General features: G+C 73.6%; 12 protein-coding genes. 4 read left to right on the top strand and 8 right to left on the bottom strand.

What is annotated here, in order from left to right; genetic code table 11:
• Positions 1-2: 2 nt before the first annotated feature.
• The 3 genes from D450_RS0110885 to pdxH form a co-directional block, all read right to left on the bottom strand.
• Entirely contained in the window at positions 3-2,267 is a 2,265-nt protein-coding gene (locus D450_RS0110885; protein ID WP_017538697.1) for an ATP-binding SpoIIE family protein phosphatase, read from the bottom strand.
• Between the two features lie 160 nt (positions 2,268-2,427).
• Positions 2,428-3,135 carry a metal-dependent transcriptional regulator gene (locus D450_RS0110880; RefSeq protein ID WP_017538696.1) on the bottom strand — a complete coding sequence of 236 codons (708 nt, stop codon included), beginning with the start codon at positions 3,133-3,135 and terminating at the stop codon, positions 2,428-2,430.
• Positions 3,136-3,294: 159 nt separating this feature from the next.
• Entirely contained in the window at positions 3,295-3,957 is a 663-nt protein-coding gene (pdxH, locus tag D450_RS0110875; RefSeq protein WP_026128477.1) for a pyridoxamine 5'-phosphate oxidase, read from the bottom strand.
• A 48-nt stretch (positions 3,958-4,005) separates the two neighbouring features.
• On the opposite strand from pdxH, the gene D450_RS0110870 reads away from it, so the two are divergent.
• The 3 genes from D450_RS0110870 (at position 4,006) to D450_RS0110860 (ending at position 7,440) form a co-directional block, all read left to right on the top strand.
• A complete protein-coding gene (locus D450_RS0110870; protein ID WP_017538694.1) occupies positions 4,006-5,121 on the top strand; it encodes a citrate synthase 2 in 1,116 nt (371 codons plus the stop codon).
• Positions 5,122-5,219: 98 nt separating this feature from the next.
• Positions 5,220-6,350, top strand: coding sequence for a phosphoserine transaminase (gene serC, locus D450_RS0110865; RefSeq protein WP_017538693.1), 1,131 nt, complete (start codon positions 5,220-5,222; stop codon positions 6,348-6,350).
• Between the two features lie 94 nt (positions 6,351-6,444).
• Positions 6,445-7,440: a glycerophosphodiester phosphodiesterase family protein gene (locus D450_RS0110860; protein ID WP_017538692.1), complete on the top strand. Its 996-nt coding sequence runs from the start codon at positions 6,445-6,447 to the stop codon at positions 7,438-7,440.
• A 9-nt stretch (positions 7,441-7,449) separates the two neighbouring features.
• Here D450_RS0110860 and D450_RS0110855 read toward each other — a convergent pair whose 3' ends face one another.
• Complete coding sequence (locus D450_RS0110855) at positions 7,450-8,517, bottom strand: esterase-like activity of phytase family protein (protein WP_017538691.1); 1,068 nt, start codon at positions 8,515-8,517, stop codon at positions 7,450-7,452.
• 117 nt (positions 8,518-8,634) lie between these two features.
• Here D450_RS0110855 and D450_RS0110850 point away from each other — a divergent pair, with 117 nt between their 5' ends.
• On the top strand, positions 8,635-9,366 hold the full coding sequence (locus tag D450_RS0110850; protein ID WP_017538690.1) for a 3-keto-5-aminohexanoate cleavage protein: 732 nt from the start codon (positions 8,635-8,637) through the stop codon (positions 9,364-9,366).
• A gap of 84 nt (positions 9,367-9,450) precedes the next feature.
• Here D450_RS0110850 and thpR read toward each other — a convergent pair whose 3' ends face one another.
• The 4 genes from thpR to D450_RS0110825 form a co-directional block, all read right to left on the bottom strand.
• A complete protein-coding gene (gene thpR, locus D450_RS0110840) occupies positions 9,451-10,014 on the bottom strand; it encodes an RNA 2',3'-cyclic phosphodiesterase (RefSeq protein ID WP_017538688.1) in 564 nt (187 codons plus the stop codon).
• Positions 9,993-11,285, bottom strand: a complete 1,293-nt coding sequence (locus tag D450_RS0110835) for an MFS transporter (protein ID WP_017538687.1) — start codon at positions 11,283-11,285, stop codon at positions 9,993-9,995. Before D450_RS0110835 ends, thpR begins: the two co-directional genes overlap by 22 nt.
• A gap of 20 nt (positions 11,286-11,305) precedes the next feature.
• Complete coding sequence (locus tag D450_RS0110830) at positions 11,306-11,758, bottom strand: MarR family winged helix-turn-helix transcriptional regulator (protein ID WP_017538686.1); 453 nt, start codon at positions 11,756-11,758, stop codon at positions 11,306-11,308.
• Between the two features lie 97 nt (positions 11,759-11,855).
• Positions 11,856-13,322: an NCS2 family permease gene (locus D450_RS0110825; protein WP_017538685.1), complete on the bottom strand. Its 1,467-nt coding sequence runs from the start codon at positions 13,320-13,322 to the stop codon at positions 11,856-11,858.
• Positions 13,323-13,436 lie beyond the last annotated feature (114 nt).

Genomic DNA, 13,436 nt, shown 5'->3' with positions numbered 1-13,436 from the left:
GCCTACTCGGCCTTCATCGGGATCTCGAACCAGACCGCCTTGCCGGTCGGCGTGGGGCGCGAGCCCCAGCGGGAGGCGAGCTGGTCGACGAGGTAGAGCCCGCGGCCGCCCTCGTCGTCGGCGCCCGCGCTGCGGATCCGGGGCAGGCGCAGGTCGTTGTCGAAGCCCTCCACCCACACCGAGGCGGCGCCGCGCCGCAGGCGCAGCCAGAAGGTGCTCTCCGGCTCCTCGGGCTCCTCCTCGGCCAGCTCCTCCAGCAGGTCCGACCAGTCCTCGGAGAAGTCCTCGACCGCCCCGTCGGCGCCGCCCCCGCCCGGCGCGGCCGCCTCCACCGAGGAGGAGTCGCGCACCCCTTCGGAGGTGAACTCGCGGCGCACCGGGTGCGGGGCGGCGTGGATGACCACGTTGGTGACGATCTCGGAGACCAGCAGGCAGGCCAGCTCGGCCTGGCCCGCGTCCATGCCCCATTCGGCGAAGGTGGAGGCGGCCAGGTGCCGCGCCTGGGCCACGGTGGGCGCCTCGGCCCGGTACCGCTCCTCGCGCAGCGCGAGCTCCTCGGGGTGGGTGCGAACCACCAGCAGCGCCGCGTCGTCGTCGCTCTCCCCGGGGACCGCGGCCAGCGCGGTGTCGGCGATCCGCTCCACGTCCCGGTCGGCCACCCGGCGCACCCGGTCGCGCAGCCGCTCCAGGGAGCGGCGGGGGTCGGCCTGCCCGCCCACCGGACGGCGGTCGACCAGCCCGTCGGTGTAGAGCAGCAGCGCCGCACCGGGCGGCAGGGTCACGTCGGCCTGGTGGTAGACGGCCTCGTCGTAGGGGACGCCGCGGGCCTTTCCGCCCAGCAGCGAGTCGGTGACCTCCAGCGCCAGCTCGCCGACCTCGCCCGCGGCGATGAGCAGCGGCGACTGGTGGCCGGCGTTGGCGTAGGACAGCCGGCGCGACCAGGCGTCGTAGACCATGTACAGGCAGCTGACGCTGGGCACCCAGGTGCCGCCCCGGCCGTCCGGGCGGCCCAGTCTGCGCACCCACTCGTCCAGCTCGCGCAGGATGTCCGCGGGCTCGCGGTCGGCCTGGGCGAAGGCGCGCAGCGCGGCGCGCAGCTGGCCCATCACCGCCGCGGCGTGCGGGCCGCGCCCCTCCACGTCGCCCACGACGATGCCCACCCGGCCCGCCGACAGCGGCACCACGTCGTAGAAGTCCCCGCCGACCTGGGTCTGGATACCGTGCCCGTGCGCCTCCAGCGGCTTGGCCGGCACGTAGCGGTGGGCGATGGAGAGCCCGTCGAAGGGCGGGAAGGAGGCGGGCAGCAGGCTGTTCTGGAAGGCCAGCGCGGTGCTGCGCTCCTCCTCGAAGAGCCGGGCGTTGTCGATGGCCAGCGCCACCCGGGAGGCGAGGGCCCCCACCAGGTCGCAGTCGAAGCCGTCGTAGGCGGCCTTGTCCCGGGGGGTGAGCCGGGACAGCGCCAGGGTGAGCACGCCCAGCAGCTCACCGCGGGCGCGCAGCGGCGCCGCCACCGCCGAGGCCACCCCCACCTGGTCGGCGACCCGGGCCGAGCGCTCGTCCACCATCCCGGGCGGGTGGCGCAGGTCCCCGACGGCCACCGTCTCCAGACGGCGCATGGCCCGGGCGGCGAAGTGCCGCTCGGCATAGCGCACCTCCTGCCCGACGTCGGGCCAGGTGCCGGGGGGAGGGGACCAGCCCTCGGCGTGCACCGAGACCCGGCGCACCAGCCGGTCGTGGTCGTAGAGGTCGATGAAGCAGTGGTCGGCGAACTGGGGGACGAGGGTCTCGGCGACGGCCTTCAGCGCGCTGTCGAACTGCAGCGACCCGGCCAGCCGGGCGCCGATCCGCTCCAGCAGCCCGTACTGCTCCTCCACCCGGCCGCTGCGCATCGCCTCGTAGGCGAAGATCGCCATGCCCTCGACGGCGCCGTCGGCGTCGCACATCGGCACCGCCTGGGCGCGTACGTGCATCCAGGCGGCGTCGGCGCGCACCACGGCGAAGGTGCCCTCCCAGGTCTGCCCGCGCAGCACCTGGCGGGCGAGCTGGGAGGCGCGCTCGCGGTCGGCCTCGTGCACCCCGATGTCGAGCAGGGAGGAGCCGATCGGGTCGGCGCGGCCGGTGAATCCGAACAGCCGGCGGGCATAGCCGTTCCAGTAGCGCAGGTGGCTGAAGCGGTCGGCCACGATGACGGCGATCTGCGCCTGCTCGACGACCGTCTCCCCGGTGATCGCGCTGTCGTCGTAAAAGGCTTCCCCCCACCGCTTCATTCAGCCGCCACCTTGCCGTCAAGGATCCGCACCATGCCGACCCGCGCGTCCTCCGGATCGCCCCCGCTTTCGCCCGAGCATAGCCCCACAGGGCGAAAATCCGCAGAGCAACGCGACATTTCGGGGACAGGGGCGCCCCGGTCGCCGCGCGGGGGCACGGTCAGTGCTTGGCGACGAAGACGTGGCCGGCGACCTCCCGTGACAGCTCACTGGCGGTGCCGTCGCCGGGCGCGGGGAGCACCCGCACGCCGTCCTCGGTGGCGGTCAGGCGGACCTCGCCGCCGGGGCGCACCCCGGCGTCCTTCAACTCCCGCATGACCTCGGTGTCGGTCTGCAGGTGCTCGCTGATCCGGCGCACGGTGACGCTGGTCTCGGCCCCGTTGGCGATCTCGGTCATGGGGGCGATGGACTCGTCGGAGAAGGGCTCGGGCGCGTAGTCGGCCAGGCCCAGCTCGTCCAGGCCCGGGATGGGGTTGCCGTGCGGGCACACCGACGGGGCGTTGAGCAGGCCGACCAGGCGCTCCTCGACCGCCTCGGAGATGACGTGCTCCCAGCGGCACGCCTCCACGTGCACGTCCTCCCAGGCCAGGCCGATCACGTCGACCAGGAGGCGCTCGGCCAGGCGGTGCTTGCGCATGACGTGCATGGCCAGCCGGCGGCCCTCGTCCGTCATCACCAGGTGCCGGTCGTTCTCCACGCGCAGGAGGCCGTCGCGCTCCATGCGCGCCACCGTCTGGCTCACGGTGGGGCCGCTCTGGTGCAGACGCTCCGCGATGCGCGCGCGGAGCGGGACGATGCCCTCCTCTTCCAGTTCGAAGATGGTACGCAGGTACATCTCCGTGGTGTCGATGAGCCCGTGTGCGGTCAACGCTCTCCTCCCCTCGGTCGGCCGTTGAGAGCCGGCCGCCGCAGGACTCTCAACACCGTTCGGCGGCGACGGATTCCCCGCACCGAGCGGAGTCGAACTGCCTGCCGATGGCCTCCATCATAGCGTCCGGAAAGGAACCGGTTCCGGGCCTCGGCGCCCTCACGGCGAGAGCCGGTCGATGCTCCAGCGGCCGTCCTGCCCCTGGCCCGTGCGAAGGTAGCGGAACCGGTCGTGCATGCGGTCGGTCCCTCCCTGCCAGAACTCGGCCTCTTCGGGGACGAGCCGGTAGCCGCCCCAGTAGTCGGGGCGCGGCACCTCCTCCTCCCCCTCCCAGACCGCCGCCCAATGGGCATACCGCTCTTCCAGCAGGGAACGGTCGCTGACAGGGGAGGACTGATGCGCACTCGCCCACGCACCGATCTGGGACCCCCGGGGACGCGAACGGAAGTAGACGTCGTTCTCTGCGTCCCCGAGCGGTTCCACGCGCCCCATGAAGGACACCTGGCGACGGATCGCGTGCCAGGGGAAGAGCAGCGCCGCGCGCGGCTCCCGCTCCAGCGCGCGCGCCTTGCGCGAGCGGCGGTTGGTGAAGAAGCGCAGCCCCGACGCGTCGAACCCTTTCAGCAGCACGGTGCGCGAGCGCGGTGCCCCGCCGGGGTCGACCGTGCTCAGCACCATCGCGTTGGGCTCGGCCAGTCCGGCCTCCGCGGCCTGAGAGAACCACAGGTCGAACAGGTCCATCGGACGTCCCGGCAGACCGGAGCGGCCCAGCGGTTCACCGGAATAGGGTTCGCGCAGTTCAGCAGGGTCACAATGGTTCACGATCGTGCATCCTCCACGGTTCGCCCGTCGAGCGCAAAGGATGGCGCCATGCCCGAGTTCACGCCCGGACTCGAAGGAGTCACGGCCTTCCGGACCGAGATCGCCGAGCCGGACAAGGACGGCGGGGCCCTGCGCTACCGCGGGGTCGACATCGAACAGCTCGTGGGGCGGGTGACCTACGGCCGCGTCTGGGGGCTGCTGGTCGACGACGCCCTGGACCCGGGCCTGCCCTCGGCCGACCCGCTGCCCCCGCCGGTGGACACCGGCGACGTGCGGGTGGACGTGCAGGCCGGCCTGGCCGCCTTCGCCCCCGCGATGGGGCTGCGGCCGCTTCTGGACACCGACCCGGCCCAGGCGCGCGAGGACGTGGCGCGGGTGGGCGCCACGGCTCTGTCGGTGATCGCCGACGCCGCCCGCGCCGGCTCGGGCGAGCGCACCCGGGTCCCCGACGCGCGCGTCGCCGAGGGCGCCACCGCGGTGGAGCGGTTCATGATCCGGCTGCGCGGCGACCCCGACCCCGACCACGTGCGGGCGGTGGACGCCTACTGGACCTCGGCGGCCGAGCACGGGATGAACGCCTCCACCTTCACCGCCCGGGTGATCGCCTCCACCGGGGCCGACGTGGCCGCGGCGGTGTCCGGGGCGGTGGGGGCGATGTCGGGGCCCCTGCACGGCGGCGCCCCGGCCCGGGTGCTGCACATGCTGGACGAGACCGAGCGGGTCGGCGACGCCCGCACCTACGTGCGCCGGGCCCTGGACCGCGGCGACCGGCTGATGGGGTTCGGGCACCGGGTCTACCGGGCCGAGGACCCGCGCGCCCGGGTGCTCCGGCGCACCGCCCGCGAGCTGGGCGCGGCCCGCTACGAGGCGGCGGCCGCGCTGGAGGAGGCGGCCCTGGCCGAACTGGCCGAGCGCAAGCCGGACCGGGTGCTGGCCACCAACGTGGAGTACTGGGCGGCGGTCGTGCTCGACGTCGCCCGGGTCCCCGCCGACCTGTTCACCCCGATGTTCACCGCCGCCCGGGTCGCCGGGTGGTCGGCGCACATCCTGGAGCAGCGCCTCACCGGCCGGCTGGTGCGGCCGAGCGCGGAGTACACCGGGCCGCCTCCGCGCCCGCTGGAGGACGTCGCGGGCGCGGAGGCGGCGCTCGCCCAGGGGGTCTGAGAGGGGCGGCGACGAACACCGGTTCACATCCGCCGGTCAGAGCGCGGATTTCCCGAGGCGCACCCCTCACCTGCGGCGCGATCGGCCCGCCCACTACCATGACCCGGGTGAGCGACATTCAGATCCCCGCGAACCTGCTGCCCACAGACGGACGATTCGGGTGCGGCCCCTCGAAGGTCCGCCCCGAGCAACTGAAGGCCCTCGCCGATTCCGGATCCGCCTACTTCGGCACTTCGCACCGGCAGAAGCCGGTCAAGTCGCTCGTCGGGCGGGTGCGGAGCGGACTGGCGTCGCTGTTCTCCCTGCCCGAGGGGTACGAGGTGGTGGTCGGCAACGGCGGCACCACCGCGTTCTGGGACATCGCCGCGCACGGCCTGATCCGCGAGCGCTCCCAGCACCTGAACTTCGGGGAGTTCTCCTCGAAGTTCGCCAAGGTCGCCCAGGGCGCCCCCTGGCTGGGCGAGCCCACCGTCATCACCACCGACCCCGGCACGCACGGCGAGGCCCGCGCCGAGGAGGGCGTGGACGCCTACGCGCTCACCCACAACGAGACCTCCACCGGCGTGGCCGCCCCGATCCGCCGCCCGGACGGCGCCGACGCCGACTCCCTGGTGCTGGTCGACGCCACCAGCGGCGCCGGCGGCCTGCCGGTCGACATCGCCCAGACCGACGTCTACTACTTCGCCCCGCAGAAGTGCTTCGCCGCCGACGGCGGGCTGTGGGTCGCGATCATGTCCCCCAAGGCGCTGGAGCGCGCCGCCGCGATCGCCGACTCGGGGCGCTACATCCCGACGTTCCTCTCGCTCACCACCGCGATCGACAACTCCCGCAAGGACCAGACCTACAACACCCCCGCGGTGGGCACGCTGCTGCTCTTCGCCGAGCAGATCGAGTGGATCAACGCCCGGGGCGGGCTGGACTGGGCGGTCTCCCGCACCGCCGAGTCCTCCCAGGCCCTCTACACCTGGGCGGAGAAGACCTCCTACACCAGCCCGTTCGTCACCGACCCGGCGCAGCGCTCGCAGGTGGTGGGCACCATCGACTTCGACGAGTCGGTGGACGCCGCCAAGGTCGCCGCGGCGCTGCGGGCCAACGGCGTCGTGGACACCGAGCCCTACCGCAAGCTCGGCCGCAACCAGCTGCGCATCGGCATGTTCCCGGCGGTGGAGCCGGCCGACGTGCAGGCGCTGACCTCCTGCATCGAGCACGTGGTCGGCGAGTTGGCCTAGGCTCTGCGGACCCGGTAGACATGGGGGTCGGCCCGTCCGGGGCCGGCCCCCCTTCGTTTCCCTGACAAGCCCCAGGCCGGGAGTGGATCGCCCAGTGCGCAGGAACAAGCGGCAGCCCGACACGCTGATCGTCTCCCACCGCGGCGCGCCGGGGCACCGGCCCGAGCACACCCTGGCCTCCTACCGGCTGGGGGCGCGGCACGGCGGCGACTTCATCGAGACGGACCTGGTGGCCACCGCCGACGGGGTGCTGGTGGCCCGGCACGAGCCGGAGATCGGCGGCACCACCGACGTGGCGGACCGCCCCGAGTTCGCCGACCGGCGCACCACCCGCACGGTGGACGGGGCCGAGCACACCGGCTGGTTCGTGCAGGACTTCTCCCTGGCCGAGCTCAAGACGCTGCGCGCCACCGAGCGCATCCCCGGCGTGCGGCCGGAGAACGCCTCCTACGACGGCGAGTTCGCCGTCCCCACACTGGAGGAGATCATCGCGCTGGCCAAGGAGCTCACCGCGGAGCTGGGCCGGCCGATCGGGATCTACCCCGAGACCAAGAGCCCGGCCTACCACGAGGCCGCCGGGCTGGAGCTGGAGCCGCCGCTGGCCGAGGCGCTGCGCGCGCACGGCCTGGCCGGCCCGGAGCCGGAGGTCCCGGTCTTCCTGCAGTCCTTCGAGAGCGGCAGCCTGAAGAAGCTGGCCGGCCTGGAGGTCCCGCTGGTCTTCCTCATGGAGGACGCCGAGCCCTGGCGGGCCTACACCGACGAGGCCGGCCTGGCCGAGGCGGCGTCCTTCGCGCACGCCATCGGCCCGGAGAAGAACATGGTGGTGGCCCGAGAGGAGGACGGCTCGCTCGGGGAGCCGACCGGCCTGGTGGAGGCCGCGCACGAGGCCGGGCTGCTGGTGCACCCCTACACCTTCCGCAGCGAGAACCACTTCCTCCCGGCGGACCTGCGCTCGGAGGGCTCCGAGCGCGACTACGGCTCCTTCGCCGCCGAGTACGCGGCGTTCTTCGCCGCAGGCGTGGACGGGGTGTTCACCGACTTCTCCCGGCACGCCTTCCTGGCCCGCGAGATCCACGCCGACCAGGGCTGAGCCGCGTGTTCAGGTTCTGCGGACCAGGAGGACGATTCCGGCGATGACCGCGGCGGCCACGCCGGCGCCGCCGAGGATGAACGTCAGCGCTCCGGGGGCCGTGTCGGCGGTGGCGCCGTCGGCCTCCGAGGACGCGTCCCCGGACGGGGAGCTCTCGGCATCGTCGGCGCTCGGTCCGCCCGCCCCGCGCATGTGGCCGGGCACGGGCACCTCCCAGACGGGGCTCTCCAGGCCTTCGGTCCCGACCAGGACCGACTCCCCGTCGGGCGTGAAGGTCAGCGACTCGCCCTGTTCGGACTCGGGCAGCCCGATCCGCCCCACGCTCTTTCCCGGCACGCCCTCTGAGGCGTCGTAGAACGTCACGCCCCAGTAGGTGCGAATGGCATAGTGCGACCCGTCCGGGGCGAAGGCCGCGTCGGTGGCGTACAGCGGCGCCGAGTCCACGCGCTCCAAGCTGTCGGTGCCGTCGGGGTCGAGCTCCTCCGGGGCGGCGTACAGTCCTCCGGCGACCTCCTTGCTCACCACGTACAGGCGGCCGTCGCGCGGGTCGATCATCATGCCCTCGGCGTTGCGGCCGCCGTCGGCGTAGGTGAAGGTGAACGCCTCGGCCTCGACGGTCGCGTCGGCCAGGTCCTCGGGCTCGGGGAAGCGGTAGACCCGGATGCTGGGCCATCCGCCCTCGAAGTTGTCGCCGATGTCGCCGATGTGCACGGCGGACCGCCCGTCCGGGCCCTCGGAGACCGCCACCGCCTCCCAGTCGCGCAGCTCCACGCCCTCCCCGGTCAGGGTCAGGACGGCCTGTGTGCTCCCCTGGCCGTCCACGGCGAAGACCTCGGGCGCGTAGTCCCCGCTGTCGTTGTGCGTCCAGTACACGTCCTCGTGGGCGGCCGAGGCGGCGAGCCCGCTGGACTCGGCGATGCGGGGGTCCTGGATCCGGAAGCGGACCTGCGCGCCCCCCGGCACCGCGGACGGGTCGGGGGACGGCTCGGCCGCCGCGGGCGGGGCGGCGGGGACGGCGGCGGCCCCGGCCGCCGCGGTGAGCAGGGCGCAGGCCGCGGCGGCGGCGCGGTGGTGCATGCCGCCATCCTGCCATCACCGCCGCGGCGCATCCCGTGAGCACCCCGGGTGAGGACGGGTCCGGTTGCGGGCATGTTCCGCGTACCACCGTCGCCTCCGCCGGAGAGGAAGGCCCCCATGAGGATCATCGCCTGCCTGAACGGCGACCGCAGGCCCGGCGCGCACCCGGCGCTGCCGGTCTCGGCCGAGCAGATCGCCCTGGACGCCGCGGCCGCGGTGGCCGCCGGGGCCGACGAGGTGCACGTCCACCCCAGGGACGGCTCCGGGGGCGGGGCCCTAGAGCCGCAGGTGCTCTCCCCGATGCTGGAGCGGCTGCACGCCGCCGTGCCGGGCGTGCCGGTGAGCGTGACCACCGCGCTGAGCGCCGAACCGGACCCCTGGCGCCGCTACGACCTGGTGCAGCGCTGGGGCTCGCTGCCGGACTCGGCGACGGTGAACCTGCACGAGCCGGGCGCGGTAGAGGTGGCGCGGATGCTGGTGGACCGCAGGGTGCGGGTGGAGGCCGGGGTGGCGGACGTCGACGCGGCCCGGCTGCTGGCGGCGATCGGGATGGCCGCGGAGTTCGGCCGGGTGCTGGTGGCGCCGCAGGACACCGACCCGGACCGGGCGCTGGCCGAGGCCGAGCGCATCGAGGCGGTGCTGGACCGGGCGGGGATCGGCCTGCCGCGCCTGCTGCACGGGGTCGGGGAGGCGGCCTGGCCCGTGCTGGAGGCGGCGGCCGAGGCCGGGCACGACGTGCGCATCGGGCTGGAGGACACGCTGCGGGGACCGGACGGCGGGGAGGCGGCCGGCAACGCGGCGCTGGTGCAGGCGGCGGCGGAGCGGGTCAGCTCACGAGCGCGCCGATGACGACGATCAGCATGATCGCCGCGAGGATCGTCGGCAGCAGCCAGCGCTGCTTTCTGTTGTTGGTCAGCATGCTCATGGCACTCCTCAGCCTAGCGCCCAGGTCGCGGCGGTCCGGTACCGGCGCCCGCGGTCCCGGGGGCGGCTCTCCACCAGGTGCACCTCGCCAGCTTCCCAGAACGGCGTGGCCAGGGCGCCCAGGGCGGTCCGCAGCGCCGACAGGTGCGCGGGACGGCGGCTGCGGGCCAGGGTGAGATGCGGCACGAAGGGGCGGCGCTCGACCCGCACCCCGCCCGTGCGCGCCGCCCGGCGCAGGCCGGCGGCGGGCCCGGCGAGCGGGGAGGCGGTGTGCTCGCCCTGCACGCCCGCCCACAGCACGGTCGCGGCGGTGTCGTCCCCGGGGAAGGTCCCGGCCCCGCGCAGCGAGACCCGTTCGGGGCCGTGGCGGGCCAGCTCGTCGGTGAAGGCCTGCTCCAGGGCGGGCAGCCGCCCGGGGGCGGTCTCCCCGAGGAACAGCAAGGTGATGTGCCGGTCCTCGCGCCGCGTCCACCGCAGTCCCGGGGCGGGATGCTCGCCCAGGGCCTCGCGGACGGCCTCTTCGGCCGCGTCCAGCACGTGCTCCGGAGGGGTCACCGCGATGAACAGGCGCATGTCGCCACCCTGTCAGCCGTGGGCCCCACAGGGGCACGGGTGACCGCGACGAACGGGCTCCGGCCGCTCAGCCGCACACGGGCCTTCAGACGGCGGGCCAGCAGCACCCCGACCACGGCGGTGACCACCAGGGTGACGGCGCCGCCGGTCGCCAGGCTCACCCGCGGGCCGAGCGTGTCGGCCAGCACCCCCACGATGGGCGCTCCGATCGGGGCCATGCCGAGGAAGACCAGCATGTACATGCTCATCACCCGCCCGCGCAGCTGCGGGTCGACGCTGAGCTGGAAGAACGCGTTCTGGGTGGCGGTGAAGGTGAGGAAGGCGATCCCCATCGGCAGCAGCGCCAGCGTGAACCAGGCATAGCCGGGCGCCAGCGCGGCCACCACCTCCGTGGCGCCGAAGAAGAACGCGCCGATCAGCACGGTGCGCAGCCGCGGCCGCTCCCGCCGGGCCGACAGCAGCGCCCCGGCCAGCGCGCCCACAGCCAGCGCCGCCGCGGAGACGCCGAACGCGGCCGCCCCCGCGGTGAAGACGTTGTTGGTCATCAGCGCGATCTGGTTCTGCACGTTCGACCCGAACATCTGCAGGAAGGCGGTCATCACCAGCAGCAGCACCAGGTCCGGGCGCCCGGCCACGTAGCGCAGCCCCTCCCGGGTCTGGCCCTTGGAGCGGGGGGCGGGTTCGGTGGTCTCCAGCTCCGACGGGCGCATCATCCACAGCCCGGTGAGCACGGCCAGGAAGGAGAGCGCGTTGATGAGGAAGACCGGGCCGCTGCCGACGGCGGCGATGAGCACCCCTGCCACGGCGGGGCCGACCACGCGCCCCAGCTGGAAGCTGGCGCTGTTCAGGGCGATGGCGTTGGGCAGGTCGCGCTTGCCCACCATCTCCACCACGAAGGTCTGCCGGGCCGGGTTGTCCAGCACGGTGATCAGTCCGAGCCCAAGGGCGAAGACGTAGACGTGCCAGACCTGGGCCGCCCCGGCGGTGGCGAGCACACCCAGCCCCAGGGCGAGCACGCCCATGGCGGCCTGGGTGGCGATGAGCAGCCGCCGCTTGCCCGCCCGGTCGACCACGGTCCCGCCCCACAGGCCCAGCAGCAGCATGGGCAGGAACTGCAGGGCGGTGGTGACGCCCAGGGCGATGCCGCTGCCGCCGCTGAGCTGGAGCACCAGCCAGTCCTGGGCGATGCGCTGCATCCAGGTGCCGGTGTTGGAGACGACCTGGCCGGCCGCGAAGAGCCGGTAGTTGCGCACCGCCAGGGACCGGAACATCGCCGGCCCGCGGCGTCCGGCTAACTCCGGCTCAGCCGGTCCAGGATCTCCGCCGCCTCCCGCAGCACCTGTCTCTCGTGGGGCTCCAGCTCGCCCAGCCTCCGGGCCAGCCACTCCTCCCGGCGCCGCGTGTCCTGACGGACCAGGGCGCGGCCCTGGTCCGTCAGGTCCACCAGCTGCTGGCGCCGGTCCTGGGGGTGCGGTTCCCGGCGCACCAGGCCGCGCTCCTCCAGCGCGCTGATGATCCGGGTCATCGACGGCGGCTGGACCTTCTCGTGGTCGGCCAGGGCCCGCGGGGTCATCCGGCCCTGCCGGGCGAGCGCGAACAGGACGGCCCCCTGTCCGAGGGACAGCGAGGTGTCCGGGCGCTGCGCCCGCAGCCGCCGGGCCAGCCGCCCCACGGCCACGCGCAGGTCGGCCTCCAGGCCGGGTGTCTGATCGTCCATCCGCTCGGAGGGGTCGGGGTTCGTCATCAGCGGGACTCATTACTCTTGCTAACGAAATCGCGCGCCCGTGTCTTCCCTTCGGGCGGACAGGGCACCCTACCCCCACGGCGCCCCGCCACCGGCCCTACAGCCCGAGCAGCGCCTCGATCGGCCCCAGGCAGAAGAAGACCAGGAAGGCCGCGGAGACCACCCACAGCAGCGGGTGCACCTCTCGCGCGCGCCCCTGCACCGTGCGGATGAAGGTGTAGGCGATGAACCCGAACCCGATGCCGTTGGTGATCGAGTAGGTGAAGGGCATCGTCGCGATGGTGAGGAACGCCGGGACGCCGATCCCCAGGTCGGAGAAGTCGATCTTGGTGACCTGGGTCATCATCATGAAGCCGACGATGATGAGCACCGGGGTGGCGGCCTCGAAGGGCACCAGCTCCACCAGCGGGGCGAACAGCGTGGCGGCCAGGAACAGCAGGCCGGTCACGACCGGGGCGATGCCCGTCCGGGCTCCCTCGCCCACGCCCGCCGAGGACTCGGCGAAGACGGTGTTGACCGAGGCCGAGGCGCCGCCGCCGGCGACCGTGCCCAGCGCGTCCACCACGAGCACCTCGCGGGCGCGCGGGACGTTGCCGTCCTCGTCGAGCATCCCGGCCTGCCCGCCGACGCCGACCATGGTGCCCATGGTGTCGAAGAAGTCGGCCAGCAGCAGGGTGAAGACGAGCAGGATCACCAGCACCGCGCCGACATCGGCGAAGCCGCCGAACAGGTTGAACTGCCCCACCAGGCTGAAGTCGGGCACCGAGAGCACGTCGCCGAGCGAGGACGGCACCGCGGGCGCGGTCAGCGACCACCCCTCGGGCCGGGCCGTGGTCTCCACGACGATCGCCACCGCGGTCGCCACGGCGATCCCGATGAGCATGGCGCCCTTGACCCGGCGCACCATCAGGGCGATGGTCAGCGCCAGGCCCAGCACGAACACCGTGATCGGCCACCCGGAGAGCGCGCCGTCGCCCAGCTGAACCGGGACGGTGCTGTTCGCGGCGTCGGGCACGCGGGTGATGAACCCGGCGTTCACGAAGCCGACGAAGGCCAGGAACATGCCCACGCCGACCGCGATCGCCGTCTTCAGCCCGGCGGGGATGGCGCGGAAGACGGCGGTGCGGAAGCCGGTGAGCACCAGCACCAGCAGCACGATGCCTTCCAGCACCACCAGGCCCATGGCGTCGGCCCAGGTCATCTGGGGGGCGAGCGAGTAGGCCACGATCACGTTCAGCCCCATGCCGGCCGCCACCGCGAACGGGTAGCGGCTGACCACGCCCATGAGGATGGAGATCACGCCGCCGACCAGCGCGGTGGTAGCGGCGACCCGGGCGATGCCCAGCTCGTCGCCGGCCGCGTCGGGCGCGGTCCCGATGATCAGCGGGTTGAGCACGATGATGTAGGCCATCGCGAAGAAGGTGGCCAGTCCGCCGCGGATCTCCCGGGCGAAGGTGGACCCGCGCGCGCTGACCTCGAAGTAGCGGTCGATGCGGCCGCGGAGGCCGCCGGGGGCGGTGGGGCTGTCTGCGGCGGAGGGCGCCGGGGGTGGTGGTGCGTTCACTCGCTCGACCTTGGCATGTCGGGGATGGCTCCTGGGTTGCCTGACGGAATCAGATTAGTTGCATATTCACACGAATGCGGACATCTTAGACGAGTAGGATTCGTAGGAATCTCC

Origin of the sequence: Nocardiopsis halophila DSM 44494, assembly GCF_000341245.1 — a bacterium.
Classification (GTDB): domain Bacteria; phylum Actinomycetota; class Actinomycetes; order Streptosporangiales; family Streptosporangiaceae; genus Nocardiopsis_A; species Nocardiopsis_A halophila.
Note: the sequence above shows the minus strand (reverse complement) of the source record. Positions and strands in the feature narration are given on the sequence as shown.